The sequence below is a fragment of the uncultured Alteromonas sp. genome, assembly GCF_963976965.1.
GTDB classification, from domain to species: Bacteria; Pseudomonadota; Gammaproteobacteria; order Enterobacterales; family Alteromonadaceae; genus Alteromonas; species Alteromonas naphthalenivorans.
The window spans coordinates 34,878-52,235 of sequence record NZ_CAXBMP010000013.1 but is presented as its reverse complement, the minus strand read 5'-3'; the positions used below and the strand labels follow the sequence as shown (position 1 = coordinate 52,235).

The following is a 17,358-nucleotide window of genomic DNA, read 5'->3' as shown; positions in this document are numbered from 1 at the left end:
TTCAGTGTAAAGATTATAAAAAAACGGCAATTTTCATTGCCGTTTTTTTAATCTTCTTGTTCGTTCTCAATAGAAACGTCTATACCCATATCTTCCATTATGCGCCTTGCCTCAGCAGGTACACGATTAGGGTTATCTTTTCTCAAATCTTCGTCATCCGGTAACGGCTGACCTGTAAATGCATGAAGAAACGCTTCACATAACAATTCTGAATTCGTCGCATGACGTAAATTGTTTATCTGCCTACGCGTACGTTCATCGGTTAATGCTTTTAGCACATTAATAGGAATAGAAACGGTGACTTTCTTTACCTGTTCACTCTTTTTACCGTGCTCTGCGTAGGGATGAATATACTTACCGTTCCACTCTGCCATAATGCTAACTCTGTCTGATCTTATTTATGTTATGAAGAGAAATTCTAAACAAGTTGACGAAAAGGTCAATTGAGCAGTGTAAACCTCTTGACGTCTAGACGTAAATTCTTTAATTTAGACGTCTAAACGTCTATAAAAGAGTAATTTTACCATGGTTTCTTACGCACAAGGTGTCGATGCACTCAATCAGTCCCTTTCGGAACTGCGTGACATCGATGTGTCATTTGAGTTTTTTCCGCCTAAATCAGAGAAAATGGAACAAACCTTGTGGAAGTCAGTTGAGCGCTTAGCACCGCTAAAACCGAGCTATATGTCGGTAACTTATGGCGCGAATAGTGGTGAGCGTGACCGTACTCATGACGTGGTAAAACGCATTCAGCAGCAAACTGGCGTTGCAGCCGTGCCTCACCTTACTTGTGTTGATGCGAGCAGAGACGAGCTTAGACAGATTGCCCAAGACTACTGGGATTCTGGCATTCGTCGTATTGTTGCTCTTCGTGGTGATTTACCGCCAGGCGTGAAAGATACCGAAATGTACGCCTCTGATTTAGTGGCGCTACTAAAAGATGTAGCCGATTTCGATATCTCAGTGGCCGCTTACCCTGAAAAACACCCTGAAGCGCCTAATGCCCAATTCGACTTACTAAACCTTAAACGCAAAGCAGAAGCCGGTGCGAGCGAAGCAATTTCACAGTTTTTCTTTGACACCAGTGTATTTTTACGTTTTCGTGACCGAGCAGCAGCTGCAGGTATCGACCTAGACTTGGTGCCAGGCATACTGCCGGTAACCAATTATCAGACCTTGGTAAAGTTCGCCGGTTTCACCAACGTACATGTACCTGGGTTCTTACACAAAATGTTCGATGGACTTGACGATGACGATCAAGCTACTCGGAACCTCATTGGTGCTAACATCGCGATGGATCAGGTTAAGGTACTTGCCAAAGAAGGCGTGAAGCATTTTCATTTTTACACCCTTAACCGTAGTGAGTTGAGCTACGCTATTTGCCACATGCTAGGTGTGCGAGCAGGTTAATTTCGATTAAACCTTTGCTCCTATATGGCAGACCAGTATACCATTTGCCTATTATCAGGTATTTGAACGACTCGTTTGCCTTGCTGTCACTTTCCTTCGCTGTAAAAAGGTCAAGGTAAGCGGCGAATGGCCAAGGCGAGTAATAACTAGGAGTAAAGTGTGAATTGGGATCGGGTAAAAGCCATCTATCATAAGCTCGCACCACAAGTTGTCGATCTTTTCACTATCTTCATCAAGCGTTGCCGTGAAGACAATATTACCATTTCCGCAGGCCACCTAGCCTACGTTACGCTACTTTCTCTTGTTCCTTTCATCATGGTGACTTTCACCATCATGTCGGCGTTTCCTGCGTTTGCTTCCGTAAGAGGTAAATTAGAATACTTTATCTTTAATAATTTTGTACCTACCGCTAGCGATACAGTTCATGAGTATATGTCTGACTTTGTTGGCAACGCTTCAGAAATGGGCGCTATTGGTATTCTATCGCTACTTGTTGTGGCGCTAATGCTGATATCCAACGTTGATAAAACCCTTAACCGTATTTGGCGTACACAAAGCGATCGTCCTATCGTGTATACCTTTGCCATTTACTGGATGGTGATTACCTTAGGGCCCTTGCTTATCGGCTCTAGCGTGATAATTAGTTCTTATTTAGCAGGTCTAGCTGCTTTCGCCGAAGAATATACCCCTGGGTTAGGCACGTTTTTACTTACTCTTGTACCTAGCTTTGCTGCCATGCTGGCTTTCTTTATTTTGTACATGATAGTTCCGAACCGACGTGTTTTTGCCCGTCACGCTATTTCAGGTGCCATATTGGCGACGGTTGCGTTCGAATTAACGAAGTCTGGCTTTGCCCTTTATATTACTAATTTCCCCTCCTATGAGTTGATATACGGTGCGCTAGCCGTAGTACCTATCTTATTTTTGTGGGTCTATATCTCATGGATTTTAGTGCTATTAGGCGCTGAGTTTACGTGTAGCCTGGGCCAAGCGTTTGAAAATAGAAAAGCGGAAGCCGAGCCAAGGCAAATTCCAGAGGAATAAAAAAAGGCGTTGTAGGAAACGAAACTACAACGCCTTTTTAGTATCGTATTAGCTTGTTAATAGTAGAAACAAGCTAACGACTGATAAGCGACACACTTATTAGTTGGGCACTCATTAATTAGACATGGCAGCAATGAAGGCATCAGATTCAGCTATAGCTGAATTCATTTGCTCAATGAGTTGATCAACATCATTTTGAATAGTTGAAAGCTCACCTTGCAACGCGCCAATCGCGCTAGCATTCAAGTTATGCTTTAAGTATAAAACATTGTCTTGAAACGCACTTAATACCGGTGCCATTCTGCTTTCTGCTTTACGCATGGTTTTAATAAGCGCGCTGTATCTGCGCTCTGTATCACGCAATTTCTCAGTGCTTTCGCGTTTTAACGACGCGTTTTGATACTTTTCTAGCTCATCTTCCCATTCGTCAAAAAGTGCTTCTGCAACACTTTCAACTTTATCGATACGATCAGTGACATCATTGGCAGCAGAAAGGCTGTTTTCATACTCGCTGTTAAGCTTGTTATAAACATCTTCTAACTCGCCACCTTCAAAGGCAACCACGGCACTAAAAGCTTCCAGCGCAGAACTAAACTCTTCCTGTGCGTCTTCTTGCGACTCTTTTGCGTTTTCAACACGGTCCACAAGGATATCCCGTTTCTCAACGCCTACTTTCTCCCACGCCGCGTAATACGCAGATTGGCAGCCAGTTAGTACCAACATAGCAATAATAGCGGTTGCTATTAGCCTCATAACATCTCTCTCCCTCGATAGCGGGCCGCGCTAATAATACAAATAATGTGCAAAATAACGCCAAGCGGCCAAAATACAATTGCTAATACTACGGTTGCGGCAAGCGCATAGCTCACTCCAACCACAATAAAATAAAAAAGTGCGCCAAGTATTCGCCCTTGTACTAAATGCCCTAACCCTGGAATAAAAAAGTTACAAATTGCAGCAATCACATTGCCGCCAGATCCTTGCCCTGACATATAAACTTCCTCGCAATTGTTATCAGAATATGATTATGTAGTATTTCATAAGAATAAACTAAACTAAAACAGGCACCCGCACAACGCGCGGAAATAAAATGAAACGACTTTACCCAGATGTTACCTGCTATCAGAATGGATTTATCGAGGTGGGATGTGGGCACTCTCTCTATTACGAGCAGAGCGGCAACCCTAAGGGTATTCCAGTACTCTTTATTCATGGTGGTCCAGGTGCTGGTTTACCGCCAAATTATAAATGTTTCTTCGACAGTAACCGATACCGCATTATCGGATTTGAACAAAGGGGATGTGGGCGTTCAACACCGCTAGCCAGTACAAAAGACAACGATACATGGCTAAATGTAGAAGATATTGAAATATTAAGGCGCCAGCTCAACGTATCGAGTTGGTTAGTGTTTGGGGGCTCATGGGGCTCAACCTTAGCGCTTCTTTATGCTTTTAGGTATGCTGCTCATGTCAGCGGCCTTATTCTTCGCGGCGTATTTTTAGCACGCCAGCAAGACCGAGACTGGTTTTTGTCGCCACAAGGGGGTGCCGCTCAGCTTTTTCCAGAATATTATCGCCAGTTCGTTAAAGGGATAGACGGTTCGCTAAGTACCGCTGCTATTTGTACGCATTATCTCAATACATTGAAAGCCGATAACGAGGTACAACGCCATGCGGCGTTAAAGCGCTGGTATCAATGGGAGGAGCGACTTTCTCGCGTATCCTTACCTCCAGGCACGGGCGATTCCACCAGTCAATATCCCCTATCGCTTGTCACCAGCTTAGCCACTCTCGAATGCCATTTCTTAACGAATAAATGCTTTATTGATGAAGACTACATTCTTGATAATATAGACAAAATACGCGATATTCCTGGCACTATTATTCATGGTCGCTATGACATGATATGTAAAACTGAAGCGGCGGAATCATTACATAAGTCGTGGCCAGGAAGCCAACTTCAAATCATTCCTGATGCTGGCCATAGCACGTCTGAGCCAGGCATTGCTTATGCGTTGTGCCGCGCCACCAGAGATATGGCAAGATTTTTAAAGGAGCAAAAGTAATGATTGGGTTGGTTCAACGAGTATCTGAAGCTAGCGTGTCAGTGAACAATGAAATTATCGGTGAAATTGAGCAAGGTATGCTAGTGCTACTTGGCGTTGAAAAAGACGATGGCCCGAAAGAAATTGAAAAGCTTGCTAACAAATTATGCCGCTACCGTATTTTTTCCGACAGTGAGGGAAAAATGAATTTAAACGTTGAGCAAATTGGGGGCAAAATTCTTGTCGTATCGCAATTTACGTTAGTTGCCGACACACAAAAAGGCAATCGCCCAGGTTTTTCTAGGGGGGCGACACCTGAACATGGCAACGCTATTTACCTGCAATTTATAGAATCCCTTAAACAAAAGGGCATTCCCGTGGAAACTGGGCAATTTGGTGCTGAAATGAAAGTTGCCTTAGTGAATGACGGACCCGCCACCTTCCAGTTTCAGGTATAATGAACATACCAGAATTAATCTTGTGCGGTTTACATGCGTAAGGTTAAATAGATTTTCACTCTTTCATACAAGGCCTCTCTATTGTGTATAAGGTTGTAACTCCTAAAAGCGATACTGAATTCGAAGCCTATTTTCATTTTCGCTGGGCTCACCTTCGCCAGCCATGGAACTTTCCTCCTGGTTCAGAGAAAGATGAATATGAACAAGTGGCAGAGCACCGCACCATAGTGAACGGTAAAGGCGACATTGTTGCCTGTGGCCGTGTGCATTTAAATACCGCTGAAGAAGCACAAATTCGTCATATCGCCGTACACCCTGATCATCTGCGTAAGGGGCTTGGGCAGATGATAATGGACGCCTTAGAGAACGTGGCGAAAGAATTGGGTGCTATACGCGCGGTGACAAACAGCCGAGAAGTTTCTATCGACTTTTTCAGCGCATGTGGGTTTGTGGTTGAACGTGAAGCGCCTAACGAATTAGGCATGCTAAGACGCCAGCAGATGGTGAAAAAGCTAACTGAAAATAACACCTTAGTGCTGCATCCCAAGTGGTGTAAATCATTACAGCAAACCTGGACTGATACCATTCCCATTACAGAACATATGGGCATTAAACTATATCAATACACAGGCAGGACATTAGAAACCCGCGCGTCACTTAATAAGAATATTAATGTTCACGGCACTATGTTTGCCGGCAGTATTTTTTCGTTAGCCACTTTAACTGGCTGGGGAATGATTTACTTACAACTGAAAGAGCGTGGGCTAACAGGCGATATTGTATTGGGTGACGGCGATATTCACTATCATAAGCCCATTACTATGAAGCCTCGTGCAATCTGTAATATAGAAACCTTATCGGGCAAATTTAAGCCTTTAGAAAAAGGTGAGAAAGCACGATTTGCTTTGAACGTAGATATCTTGGATGGCGATAATGCCGTGGCAGAGTTTGAAGGGGTGTTTTGGGTGCTTCCAGAGCAAACCGAGGCCTAACGAGCAAAGGTATATTATTCGCTGTTTTTTACTTTCGTAAATGACACATACAAAAAAAGCGCCAGTAGGCGCTTTTTTCAATTATATTTGTTTAGCTTAGACGCTTGGGCGGCGCTTGCTTACGCAACCATGGCAGCTTGAAGCTTTTTCATCGCGTTCTTTTCAATTTGACGAACACGTTCAGCAGATACTTCGTACTTATCAGCAAGATCTTGAAGTGTAATTTTGCTGTCAGCCAACCAACGAGTCTCGATAATATCTTGGCTTCTGTCATCTAGCGTCTTAATGGCTGAGTACAAACGCTTGCTCGCATTAGTATCCCAATCGTTATTAATAACGTCCATCTCAACATCAGTTGATTTATCTTCAAGAAATTGAACCGGTGCAAAGTTGCCCGTTTCGTCCTCGTCAGCAGAAAGATCGAATGCTTGATCTTGGCTGCTCATTCGCGCTTCCATTTGAAGCACTTCTTTCGTACTCACACCCAGCTCGCTGGCTACCGTTTGCACTTCTTCGTGGGTAAACCAACCAAGACGTTTTTTCGCTTTGCGTAAGTTGAAGAACAATTTACGTTGCGCTTTTGTGGTAGCAACTTTAACAATACGCCAGTTCTTGAGTACGAACTCATGAATTTCAGCTTTGATCCAATGTACGGCAAAAGAAACCAAACGAACGCCCACTGTTGGGTCGAAACGCTTAACTGCCTTCATTAGACCAATATTACCTTCTTGGATAAGGTCAGCTTGTGGCAAACCATATCCTGAATAAGATTTTGCAATATGCACAACAAAGCGTAGATGAGACATAACCAGCTTGCGTGCTGCTTCTAAATCTTCATCTTCACGAAGACGCACCGCTAATGCGCGCTCTTCTTCTGCAGTTAGCATATCAATACGACTTACAGCTTGTACGTAGCCTTCAATGCTACCGCTGTGAGGAACTGATAGTGCTAGGGATTGCAATTTATTGCTCATTATTCACCTCATTCTTTGCAACTTGATATTAGCAAAGTAACATCAGCCGCGCGAGACTTAATTGCGATGAGAAACCAAACCAGTTATTGGTATGTAGTACCCATCTTCTAAAGATCAAGACCACAATTGCAAAAAACAGTTCAATTAGTGTCTATCTCTTTCCAAATTTCTCAAACATTGCAAAACGAATTTATCATTACGCTACAACGCTCAATAAATATCACCGGAAGCTTCAAAGAAACATAAGTGCGAACCCAGAGGAAACAGCTTATCGAAGCAGATATTCACGGTATATGCCCATTATACATTCAAAATGTATATAAAACATGCCATTCATCTTTCAAAAAGTTATATCAAACTTAAATTCGGTCGTATTTTTGTTATATATCAACAAAACTACTTTACCCGCTCTCGAATACGCAGACTATTACAATTTTTCGATTGCTAGCATCGCTTTTTTACTTACAATGAGATATAAAATTTATGCCTTAAAAGCGCTCGGCGCTATAATAAATAACAAAATAAAATAAATAACAAAATAATAATAAAAACTTTCATTTTTTTACCGACTTCAATCGCGTTTTTACGCGGCGAGAGCAAAGAGGCACTCGATGTTCGCATACGTAGCAAGACAACCCATATTCGACGTAAATAGGAACGTTTACGCTTACGAATTACTTTTCCGAATAGGGGAAGACAATTGCTTTCCAGATATTCCGCCCGATGAGGCGACCTCAAAAATTTTAACGTCTACGCATTTAAGCTTAGGTATTGAAGAAATAACAGGTGATAAAAAAGCATTTATTAATTTTCACCGCGATACCTTGATGTACCGATTTCCTACCTCATTAGACGCAAGTAAAGTGGTTATTGAGATTGTTGAAACCGTTGAGGTAGATGACGCGCTTATTGCCGCATGCAAGCACATACGAGGGTTAGGTTACCCCATTGCACTTGATGACTATGATATGGAAGATAAGTGGGACGCTTTCGTTCCTTTTACCAGTATTGTTAAAATAGACATTACTGAAATTGCTCACGAAACTATTCCCTCATTAGTTAAACGCTTCAAATCGCACAATATCGAACTTGTGGCCGAAAAAATCGAAACCTACGAAGAATTTCACAAGTTTAAGGAAATGGGTTTCGACTATTTTCAAGGTTACTTCCTAGCTAAACCAGAAATTGTACGTCATCGCAAATTAGGCCCTAGCGCGCTTACCATGATGGAACTACTCACGTTAAGTAGCCAACCCAAGCTAAATTTTGATGAAGTAAATCGAATTATTGAGCGCGATCCATCCCTCACCTATTTGCTATTACGCTTCATCAATAATCCCCTTATTAATAAGCGAAATAAAATTACATCCCTCAAGCATGCGCTTAACTTTATGGGCGAAGTTGAAGTTAAGAAGTTTATCGCGTTACTTGCATTGGCTAATTTAAATGACGGTCAGCCTCAAGAATTGATGCAGATGGCCCTTGTACGGGCAAAATTTTGTGAGCTTGTGTTTATCTCTTTTAAAGAAAGCGAAAATCAACTTACCGGCTTTTTAACCGGTCTTTTATCTATGCTTGATGCCATGATGGAACAACACATCGACGAATTGGTTAGTAAGGTACCTATTAGCGATAATGTAAAAGACGCGCTTTGTGGTGAGCCTGGCGTATTGAAAGACTGTCTTACTTTAGCTAAGTATTTTGAAAGAGCGAACTGGGCAGGTATTAAAAAGTTTTCCGGCAAGTACAACATTCAGCAAACTTTGCTTCACGGTTATTATAATGAAGCGATGAAATGGGCACACCACGTACATGTTTCAGCGCAGGTAGAGAAAAAGTAATTCAGGAATGTACGTTCACTAATATGACTTGCATAATGTAATGCGCAAATTAACGCGATTTTCGTAAATGCATGTTATGGTGGTGCAAATTACAGTAATATTCGTTGATAATTGTTCAACGTGCCAGTAGGGAACTTGTATGTTCGCATTTATCGCTCGCCAACCGATTTTGGATAAAACAAAGGATGTATTTGCTTACGAACTTTTGTTTCGAGATGGCAAGGCTGGCGCGTACCCCGAGCACTCTCCTGAAAAAGCGCAATATATTTCTGAACACTTTCATCCATTAGGGCTAGATGACATTAGCGGTGAAAAGACCTCTTTTATTAACTTTTCCTCTGAAACCATTATTTCTCGCTTCCCTACCACACTGAACCCAGAATCGGTTGTGGTTGAATTGGCTGACAACCCTTTTGCTCAAACGGGCTTGTTAGAAGCTTGTCAGCACATAAAGCGCCTTGGCTTTCGTATTGCTATTGACGACCCTATGATGCTTAGTGCTAAGCATGAAATTCTACCCCTTGTTGATATCGTAAAAGTAGATCTCTCGCAAATTCGTTTCGAAAACATAGAGAAAAATATTCCAAGATTCCTAGATGCCAACGTTGAACTCATAGCTGAACAAGTTGATACGCAAGACCAATTTGCGACCAGCATGGATCTTGGGTTTGATTTCTTCCAAGGCTATTTCTTTGCCCAGCCAGAAGCACGCATACTTCGCCAATTGCCGGCTTCTAAAATGAACATCGTCGACCTTATCGGCGAGTGCTCAAACGATAATTTTGATATTGATAAAGTGAGCCAAATTGTTGAGCGTGATGCTGCACTAAGCTACCTATTGCTTAAGTTTATCAATAACCCACTGATTAATAAGCGCCATAAAATAACCTCACTTAAACACGCCCTTAATTATATGGGTGAAGTGGAGGTGAAGAAGTTTATCGCGCTACTCAGCCTCACCAACTTAGGTGATGATAAGCCGTTAGAGATTATTCATATGTCTTTGGTTAGGGCCAAGTTTTTCGATTTATTGTCGGCAAAGCGTGGCTTAAAAGCGAACCCGCCTATCGGCTTTTTAGTGGGGTTATTTTCATTGTTGGATGCGTTATTAGATCAGTCTATAGATGATGTGCTTAAACAACTCCCGCTATCAGAAGAAATAAATGACGCCATCTTAGGAAAGACAGCAGAATTCAACAGCTACATGGGCCTAGTACGCGCTTTTGAAGGAGCGCTGTGGATGAATGTGATTAAACAAGCAAAAGTACTGGATATCGATCAAAAGCAACTTCATATCCTTTACAATCAAGCCATTGTGTGGGGTAACGGTGTGAGAAGCGCTATTTCTACGCACTTCCCTCGCGCCCCTGTTCAAAGCTAAGCCTATCAAAGCTAAACAGTAAGATAACGCTTATTTGGGTTCTATTTGTCGTACATGACGCTGTACTGAAATAAGCGACCCAAGCAACCCTAATGTAATAGATAGCCCCAACATCGTTAATAACGCCGTTCCCGTTAGGCCCGTAATATTAAAGTCTTTTTGATACATAGCAGCAAAGGTTTGAATACTGCTATCCATCCACCATAGAATTATTATAACGGCAAACCAAGCCATAAGCCCACCTAGTAAGCCGTACCAAAAACCGGTATATAGAAATGGACGATGAATAAAGGCATCGGTTGCCCCTACTAGCTTCATCACTACTATTTCATCATGCTTATTAAGAATGTTCAGTCGAATAGTGTTACCTATAATCAGCACCACAGCGAAGAACAATAAAATGCCAATAAAGGTGACAAGGTCGCTGGCAATATCAATAACCGCATACAAGCGCTCCAACCATTCTATATCTAACTTACCTATATCAACCTCACGCTGCTGCTTTAGCTTATCGAGCAGTGTTTTAGCGGCATTCGGTGTGGCATGCTTATCAATGGGGGTCACTAACACAACATCGGGTAGCGGGTTACTTTGCAAATACGCAATAGCATCTCCTAACCCTGATAAATGCTGAAACTCTTTTAACGCATCATCTGCAGGTATAAACACCACAGAATCAATTTCTTCCCAAGTATTTAACCTAGCAACCAATTGCTGTGAACTGGCGGCTGATATATCGGGTTTCAAAAATAAAGAAATCTCTGAGGCTTGTTCCCACCCGGCGGTAATTTTCTCGGTATTTTTAACCATAATGTAAAGCGTGCTAGGAAGGGTAATACTTAAGCCCAACACACCAATAGTCATCAGTGAAGCCGCGGGCTGACGCCATAATTCGCCTAAGCTTGAAAGGGCTTGCCTTATATGGCTTACGAAGAACATCACAATAGATTGTACAAACCCTATTTTCCTAGACGACGCGCCTTGGCTTCTACCTTTAAATAGAATACTCATTGCCAGTTCCCATTTAAGTCATCAGTTAGCCCGTCGGTAATCATTTGGCCGTCTTTTAAAGTGAGTGTGCGATATTTCATTCGGGCAATTAGCCCTAAATCATGGGTAGCGATGAACACAGATACACCGGCTTGGTTGAAATCTTCAAACAAGCGAATAATTTCCATAGAAAGTTTCGGGTCAAGGTTTCCGGTAGGCTCGTCGGCAAGAAGTAAGGGAGGCTTGTTAACAACAGCGCGTGCTATACCAACCCGTTGTTGTTCGCCGCCTGATAACATAATGGGTAAGTTGCGGCTTTTATCTCGTAACCCTACCATTTCTAGTGCGGCATCGACACGCTTGCCAATTTCTTTGTGGGTGTACCCTTCTATCACAAGTGGAAGCGCCACATTGTCGAAAACCGACTTGTCCATCAACAATTGATGGCTCTGGAAAATCATGCCTATATCGCGACGAATGTAGGCAATATCTCTTCGGCTAATAGCATTGAGGTCATGACCGTTTATCAGTACACGACCTACTGTAGGGCGTTCCATAATACTGATAAGTTTAAGCAGCGTGCTTTTCCCTGCGCCAGAGTGGCCGGTAAGAAAAGCCATTTCTCCAGGGGCGATGTGAAAATCGACTTTACTCAACGCCCGTTGTCCACCGGGGTAGGTTTTGCTTACTTGCTCAAACTTTATCATGCATGTTCCCTACTACCCTATTCCCGTAATTAGCTATTAATGCTGTCTACTCGCCGCTATCAATTTCGCTAAATAGCGCATCAATAAATTCTTGACCGTCGAACTGGCGTAAGTCATCAATACCTTCACCAACCCCTATATATCTGATAGGTATACCAAATTTATCCGCAATTGAGAAGATAACACCACCTTTTGCGGTACCGTCTAGTTTGGTAAGGGTAATACCAGTTAAGCCAACCGCTTGATTGAATAACTTCGCTTGGCTAATAGCATTTTGCCCTGTACCCGCATCAAGGGTAAGCATGACTTCGTGAGGGGCATTAGGGTTCAGCTTTTTCATTACGCGAACCACTTTCTTAAGCTCTTCCATCAAGTTGTCTTTGTTCTGCAAGCGACCTGCGGTATCGGCGATAAGAATATCTGTTTTGCGGGATTTTGCAGCTTCTAGCGCATCGTAAAGTACTGACGCACTATCTGCGCCCGTATGCTGTGCAATAACTGGAATACTGTTTCGCTCACCCCATACCTGCAATTGCTCTACAGCAGCAGCCCTAAAGGTATCACCCGCTGCCAGCATTACTTTTTTGCCCTGCTGCTGGAACTGCTTAGCTAATTTACCGATGGTGGTAGTTTTACCTACCCCATTTACACCAACCATGAGAATAACGAAGGGGCCTTCATCGCTATTGTGGGCGTTAATGGCATCGCTCAGCGGTTCGTTAACCTTCGAGAGCATGCCCGCCATTTGCTGTTTCAGGATATCAAGCAAGGCTTCTGCGTCTTTAAGATCTTTACGGCTTGCACTATCCGTTAAGTGGGTAATGATTTTTTGCGTGGTATCCATTCCCACATCAGCAACCAATAATTGGGTTTCTAAATCTTCGTATAATTCATCATCAATTGCCTTGCCTTTGAAAAGGCTAACTAGGCCGCTACCTAAGTTTGCTTTAGTGCGAGACAAGCTTTCTTTAAGGCGCGAGAATAGTGATTTTTTCTCTTTTGGAGCTGGTGCTGCCTCAACTACAGGTGCAGTTTCCACAACGGGCTCGTTAGCAATGTCGGCTGCTTCTGCTTCTGCTTCTGCTTCTGCTTCTGCTTCTGCTTCTGCTTCTAAAACGCTAGCTGTTTGAATTGGAAATTCAACAGCAGGCGCTTCACTTTCTTGCTTTGATTCAAGTTCTTGAAATGGCGTTTCAAGCGATTTCTCGGCATTTTCACCATCATTTACTGACGCTGGCGAACTAGCTTCATCGGCTATTTCAACTGCATCTAACTTGTCAGGAACCACGCCCACTGGCGCAGCGTCTTCTTTCTCGACAGGTACTGACACCGGCTCATTTGCTACTGGTGCTGCGCTTTCAGCTAAATCGCTCTGGGCAGGGTCTATTGAAGCGCTATTGGCATCTTCCGATAGGTCACTACCGGCAGTGTCTTTGACCACTGGCGCGGCAGTGTCTTTGACCACTGGCGCGGCAGTGCTAGGTGGCTGCTCGGCGTCTGAAGTTTGTGATTCATCAGGTAAAACTGCGTTTTGATCAACTGACTTTTGATCTTGGTTTTCCTGTGCTTTTTGCTTATTTGCTTTTTTGTTCTTACCGAACCAGCCAAAAAGTTTCGACATTGTTAAGACAAATCCTTATAAATACTGGGCAATTTCGGCTACACTTGCCGAATATTGAATAACCCCATGATACCATTGTCAGCGACTATGAAGCGAGTTTCTCGCCCACTCAGGGCATCTTCAACTGCAAAAAAATCCTATTCTACCCACGCAAAAGCGAAAGGCGGACATATTCGCATTATCAGCGGTCAATGGCGGGGAAGAAAGCTACCGGTTCTCGACGCAGAAGGTTTACGCCCCACCACCGACCGAAATAAAGAAACCTTATTCAATTGGCTTATGCCTTATTTGAATGAAGCAAAGTGCTTAGATGTATTTGCAGGCTCGGGGGGCTTGGGATTAGAAGCGCTGTCACGCTATGCCCTTTCTTGTGATTTTATTGAATTAGATAAATCGGCAAGTGCACAGTTAAAAAAGAATTTGGCGTTATTGACGGCTAATAATGCACAAACTGCTAGCGTCCATCAGGGCGATGCCTTAGCAATACTCCCTACCTTTTCAGGTAAAAGCTTCGATATAATGTTTGTCGATCCGCCTTTTCACAAAGGGTTGGTAGCACCAACGTTATCGGCTATTGCCACTAATAACTTATTGTCAAACGACGGTGTGTTATACGTAGAGCACGAAGCGAACCTCGCGCCTATTTCCCTGCCGGACCACTGGCAAATTATAAAAGAAAAGCGCACATCGGCGCTTTGCTATTATTTGATAAAGGCTGTGTGATAAAACTGCATTGTCTCACGATAAACGCGTTAAGCCCTTACTACGAGAACATTAAGCCAAATCGAGACCGATATTCGAAATACCTTCTTCTAACGCAATCGCTTTTAGCGCATCAGCCGTGCTAGCAGGAGACTTCCCTGCTTCAACACAGTCAAGCAATGCTTCTTGCACTTCTACTTCAAACACCATAAGTGGGTGCTCTTTTACGGTTTCATCATCGGCTTCGCCGCTTTCTAACAAGTAAGCTTCTACGCTACCTTGAGAAAGCTTACTAACAACTACCGCACCTTGTGGGTCGTCGCCGGCAATAAGATTAAGCACAGCGGCCAACCCAATTGCGGCATCAATCGCGGGATACACGCCATAGGTATCAAAATCGCTAGTATCGGGCGTCGCCACTTCCACTTTTTCAAGTTGTACTGCAAGATTGAACTTACTTTTAGGTGCTTTAACCGACTCCCATACAAGATTGAGACAATTACGAATACCTTCTTTATCACCAAATTCGGTAACGTCACAGAACAGCTCGTAATTAGGGATCATTCGTTCAAGCAAGGCTGCGCTAAACGCAACTGCTTTGTATCCTTCAAGCATGCGCACACGCCCAAATGTATTAAGTTTTTGCTTTGCCATTAATTAGCTCCGGTGGCATGCATAAAGTATTGAGTAGCACCATCAAGAAGCATTTGAATGGCTATCATGACGAGGATCATCCCCATTAATCGTTCCATAGCAATAAGACCACGTTCGCCTAATAGCTTATGAAACACATTTGAAAACATCAAAATTACTGCACTTATTAACCATGCGGCGCCAAGCGCAAGTGCCCAGTCAGACATACGATCTGGGTTTTGGTTTGCCAGAAGAATGAGAGCCGCTAATGTTGAGGGCCCTGCAATCATTGGAATAGCCAGCGGCACCAAGAACGGCTCTTCGCCAACGGCGAGCCCGCTAGGGTTACCCGCTGACGGAAAAATCATTTTAAGCGCAATCAAAAATAAGATAATACCACCAGCAATGCTAACCGTTTCTTGTTCAACATTGAGGAAATTTAATACCGACTGGCCACTAAATAGGAATAAAAATAAAATTCCTAAAGCAAACAGTAACTCTCTGATAAGAATCATTTGCCGTCTTCGGGGCTCTATTAACTTTAAAACCGACATGAACACAGGCAAATTGCCAAGAGGATCCATGATCAAGAATAACATGACGGCTGCTGACCAAGTATCCATTTTTTCTTATTCTCCAATAACTTGCTGGGTATCACCGACTGCAAGAATACTTTTTATATCTATCATTTTCTGCATTGTACAAAAAAGCATTCGTAATTTGTCAATTTTAGGCTTAAATATTAACTATAACGCTTTGAAAACGTTACGGACAAAAATACATCTAGTGCAAAGCTTTAAAATTGAGCTATTCTCATAATTCTGTATTGAGTCATTTTATTATTACTATGTACATCAATAATTGAGCGCACCGAGGTATCGCAGCGGTAGCGGCGCTTACAACGAGAGTAAATTTAAAAAATAACGTTGGGAACCAGCAGAATGAGTTTGATGACTGTAAAAGAAGTAGCGGCCTATTTAGGTGTTCAGGAAGTAAGAGTAGAACGCTTAGAAAGAGAAAGCCTATTGGTGGCAAAAGAAAAAGACACTGACGGTAATGCCTTGTTTGATAGCGCAGATGTAGAGCGCTACAAAGTGCTTGCTGAGCGCTTAGGCGGTATTTAACTGCCCGCAAATATTTATCTGAACAGATAAACTGAATTAAGTGATGTCGCCACCTTAGGGTGGCGACATCCGTTTACGACTTATTTAAAGTCTTGAAGCATTCTTGCAATGCTTCGAATTCCTTTGGCTGTTGCACCTACTGGCATTTCTGCTGTTGCGCCGCCATGATAAGCCGCCGCTAAATCTAAGTGCACCCAACCTTTTCCTTCGGGGTTTACAAACCGTGATAAAAAGCCTGCCGCATTAGAGGCACCGCCGCCACCGCCGCCTTTCATTGGTCGGCTGTTTGCGGTATCTGCAAAGGCAGATGGGCAACGATCGGCATGAAACGATTCAATCGGTAGAGGCCAAAAACGTTCGTTTTCAGCAGTCGCCGCCGCTAGCATTTGCGAACGGGCATGGTCATCCATTGAAAATACTGCGTGGTAATCAGAACCTAGCGCCACCACTGCTGCCCCGGTTAATGTGGCTGCATCAATAATTAATGGCGCGCCCGTTTCGGTTGCTGCCATTAACCCATCAGCCAATACCAAACGTCCTTCCGCATCGGTATTAACGACTTCAACAGTCACACCATTTTTATAGGTAAGTACATCACCCAATTTATAAGCATGCCCACTAATTAGGTTTTCTGCACAGCATAAAATGAGCTTTAAACGCTTACTAATGCCTTGGCTAATGGCCAAGCCTAGTGCACCGGTTACGGTAGCGGCGCCGCCCATATCGCATTTCATATCAAGCATACCTTCACTTGATTTAATGCTGTAACCACCACTGTCGAAGGTTATACCTTTTCCAACCAGAACCGCTTCAACAGGGGCATCAGGATCACCCGTTGGGTTGTAGTCTAGCTCTAACATCACAGGCGGGCGTTCACTGCCTCTGCCCACGTTATAAATACCTGTCCAACCAGCATCTTTTAATTCTTCACCCACTGTCATGGTATAAGACACATGCTCTTTACCTAATTCAGACAACCAAACTGCTGCACGCTGGGCTAACGTTTCAGGGCTTAAATCTTCAGGCGTATCGTTCACTAACTGACGGGTAAATAGTAAAGCAGCGTAGTTTTGTTCTAGCCACTGCTTGTCGTCGTTGTCAGCCCATTTGATAGTTGAAGGATTGCGAGCACGGGTAAAACTTAACGCGAAAGCCCATTGCTGTTCTTTGGTCCACTCGCCTGTTAAGGCCACTTCGGGAATATTTAACCCATCAAGCTTACGCGCCACTTGCTGAATGGTACGTTCATTCTTTCCACCCTGGCTGCTATCACCATTAGATAGATGGATCACTGCGCCATTTTCAGCAAAAGAGAGCTTAGTATTTTCTCCCCACGAACTATTGGCTTTATCTGAGGATAAGCTTACGGTAAATTCTGCCATTACGTTTTAATCCTTATATATTTTTGCGTTTCATTGCTGGGGTAGATGTTTAGTT

Annotated in this window: 19 protein-coding genes; 9 read left to right on the top strand and 10 right to left on the bottom strand. The window is 43.2% G+C overall.

Translation table 11 applies throughout. The features are described from left to right. Window positions 1-47: 47 nt before the first annotated feature. On the bottom strand, window positions 48-374 hold the full coding sequence (gene metJ, locus AAC006_RS11690; protein WP_013786278.1) for a met regulon transcriptional regulator MetJ: 327 nt from the start codon (window positions 372-374) through the stop codon (window positions 48-50). Between the two features lie 151 nt (window positions 375-525). On the opposite strand from metJ, the gene metF reads away from it, so the two are divergent. Continuing rightward, window positions 526-1,410: a methylenetetrahydrofolate reductase gene (metF, locus tag AAC006_RS11685; protein ID WP_013786279.1), complete on the top strand. Its 885-nt coding sequence runs from the start codon at window positions 526-528 to the stop codon at window positions 1,408-1,410. A 159-nt stretch (window positions 1,411-1,569) separates the two neighbouring features. Then, the gene (locus AAC006_RS11680) at window positions 1,570-2,454 is read left to right on the top strand and encodes a virulence factor BrkB family protein (protein ID WP_013786280.1); all 885 of its coding nucleotides are present in this window, start codon (window positions 1,570-1,572) and stop codon (window positions 2,452-2,454) included. A 114-nt stretch (window positions 2,455-2,568) separates the two neighbouring features. On the opposite strand, the gene AAC006_RS11675 is transcribed toward AAC006_RS11680, so the two are convergent. Both AAC006_RS11675 and AAC006_RS11670 read right to left on the bottom strand, forming a co-directional pair. Beyond that, entirely contained in the window at window positions 2,569-3,207 is a 639-nt protein-coding gene (locus AAC006_RS11675) for a DUF2959 domain-containing protein (RefSeq protein ID WP_126871736.1), read from the bottom strand. Further along, window positions 3,204-3,446, bottom strand: a complete 243-nt coding sequence (locus AAC006_RS11670) for a hypothetical protein (RefSeq protein ID WP_013786282.1) — start codon at window positions 3,444-3,446, stop codon at window positions 3,204-3,206. The genes AAC006_RS11675 and AAC006_RS11670 overlap by 4 nt, the downstream gene beginning before the upstream one ends. A 98-nt stretch (window positions 3,447-3,544) precedes the next feature. Between AAC006_RS11670 and pip the strand changes: the two genes are divergently transcribed. From pip to AAC006_RS11655, 3 genes are all read left to right on the top strand, one after another. Beyond that, window positions 3,545-4,519 carry a prolyl aminopeptidase gene (pip, locus tag AAC006_RS11665; RefSeq protein ID WP_339891370.1) on the top strand — a complete coding sequence of 325 codons (975 nt, stop codon included), beginning with the start codon at window positions 3,545-3,547 and terminating at the stop codon, window positions 4,517-4,519. Then, window positions 4,519-4,956: a D-aminoacyl-tRNA deacylase gene (gene dtd / locus AAC006_RS11660; protein WP_339891368.1), complete on the top strand. Its 438-nt coding sequence runs from the start codon at window positions 4,519-4,521 to the stop codon at window positions 4,954-4,956. The genes pip and dtd overlap by 1 nt, the downstream gene beginning before the upstream one ends. An 83-nt stretch (window positions 4,957-5,039) precedes the next feature. Further along, a complete protein-coding gene (locus tag AAC006_RS11655) occupies window positions 5,040-5,948 on the top strand; it encodes a bifunctional GNAT family N-acetyltransferase/hotdog fold thioesterase (RefSeq protein ID WP_129740236.1) in 909 nt (302 codons plus the stop codon). A gap of 119 nt (window positions 5,949-6,067) precedes the next feature. Here AAC006_RS11655 and rpoH read toward each other — a convergent pair whose 3' ends face one another. Next, window positions 6,068-6,922, bottom strand: a complete 855-nt coding sequence (rpoH, locus tag AAC006_RS11650) for an RNA polymerase sigma factor RpoH (protein WP_013786286.1) — start codon at window positions 6,920-6,922, stop codon at window positions 6,068-6,070. A gap of 611 nt (window positions 6,923-7,533) precedes the next feature. On the opposite strand from rpoH, the gene AAC006_RS11645 reads away from it, so the two are divergent. Further along, entirely contained in the window at window positions 7,534-8,763 is a 1,230-nt protein-coding gene (locus AAC006_RS11645; RefSeq protein ID WP_208806211.1) for an EAL domain-containing protein, read from the top strand. A 139-nt stretch (window positions 8,764-8,902) separates the two neighbouring features. Next, on the top strand, window positions 8,903-10,144 hold the full coding sequence (locus AAC006_RS11640) for an EAL domain-containing protein (RefSeq protein WP_126871732.1): 1,242 nt from the start codon (window positions 8,903-8,905) through the stop codon (window positions 10,142-10,144). A gap of 30 nt (window positions 10,145-10,174) precedes the next feature. On the opposite strand, the gene ftsX is transcribed toward AAC006_RS11640, so the two are convergent. Genes ftsX through ftsY form a run of 3 tightly spaced genes read right to left on the bottom strand, consistent with a single transcriptional unit; the run spans window position 10,175 to window position 13,462 of the window. Further along, window positions 10,175-11,155, bottom strand: coding sequence for a permease-like cell division protein FtsX (ftsX, locus tag AAC006_RS11635; RefSeq protein WP_013786289.1), 981 nt, complete (start codon window positions 11,153-11,155; stop codon window positions 10,175-10,177). After that, entirely contained in the window at window positions 11,152-11,841 is a 690-nt protein-coding gene (gene ftsE / locus AAC006_RS11630) for a cell division ATP-binding protein FtsE (RefSeq protein ID WP_013786290.1), read from the bottom strand. The genes ftsX and ftsE overlap by 4 nt, the downstream gene beginning before the upstream one ends. Before the next feature lie 46 nt (window positions 11,842-11,887). Beyond that, entirely contained in the window at window positions 11,888-13,462 is a 1,575-nt protein-coding gene (gene ftsY / locus AAC006_RS11625) for a signal recognition particle-docking protein FtsY (protein ID WP_339891366.1), read from the bottom strand. 66 nt (window positions 13,463-13,528) lie between these two features. Here ftsY and rsmD point away from each other — a divergent pair, with 66 nt between their 5' ends. Then, window positions 13,529-14,185 carry a 16S rRNA (guanine(966)-N(2))-methyltransferase RsmD gene (gene rsmD / locus AAC006_RS11620; RefSeq protein WP_013786292.1) on the top strand — a complete coding sequence of 219 codons (657 nt, stop codon included), beginning with the start codon at window positions 13,529-13,531 and terminating at the stop codon, window positions 14,183-14,185. Between the two features lie 51 nt (window positions 14,186-14,236). On the opposite strand, the gene AAC006_RS11615 is transcribed toward rsmD, so the two are convergent. Further along, on the bottom strand, window positions 14,237-14,818 hold the full coding sequence (locus tag AAC006_RS11615; protein ID WP_013786293.1) for a YjaG family protein: 582 nt from the start codon (window positions 14,816-14,818) through the stop codon (window positions 14,237-14,239). Continuing rightward, a complete protein-coding gene (locus tag AAC006_RS11610; RefSeq protein WP_126871730.1) occupies window positions 14,818-15,420 on the bottom strand; it encodes a YhgN family NAAT transporter in 603 nt (200 codons plus the stop codon). The genes AAC006_RS11615 and AAC006_RS11610 overlap by 1 nt, the downstream gene beginning before the upstream one ends. A gap of 318 nt (window positions 15,421-15,738) precedes the next feature. Here AAC006_RS11610 and AAC006_RS11605 point away from each other — a divergent pair, with 318 nt between their 5' ends. Next, on the top strand, window positions 15,739-15,921 hold the full coding sequence (locus AAC006_RS11605) for a MerR family transcriptional regulator (RefSeq protein WP_013786295.1): 183 nt from the start codon (window positions 15,739-15,741) through the stop codon (window positions 15,919-15,921). Between the two features lie 80 nt (window positions 15,922-16,001). Here AAC006_RS11605 and pepB read toward each other — a convergent pair whose 3' ends face one another. Next, the gene (gene pepB, locus AAC006_RS11600; protein WP_339349500.1) at window positions 16,002-17,303 is read right to left on the bottom strand and encodes an aminopeptidase PepB; all 1,302 of its coding nucleotides are present in this window, start codon (window positions 17,301-17,303) and stop codon (window positions 16,002-16,004) included. Window positions 17,304-17,358 lie beyond the last annotated feature (55 nt).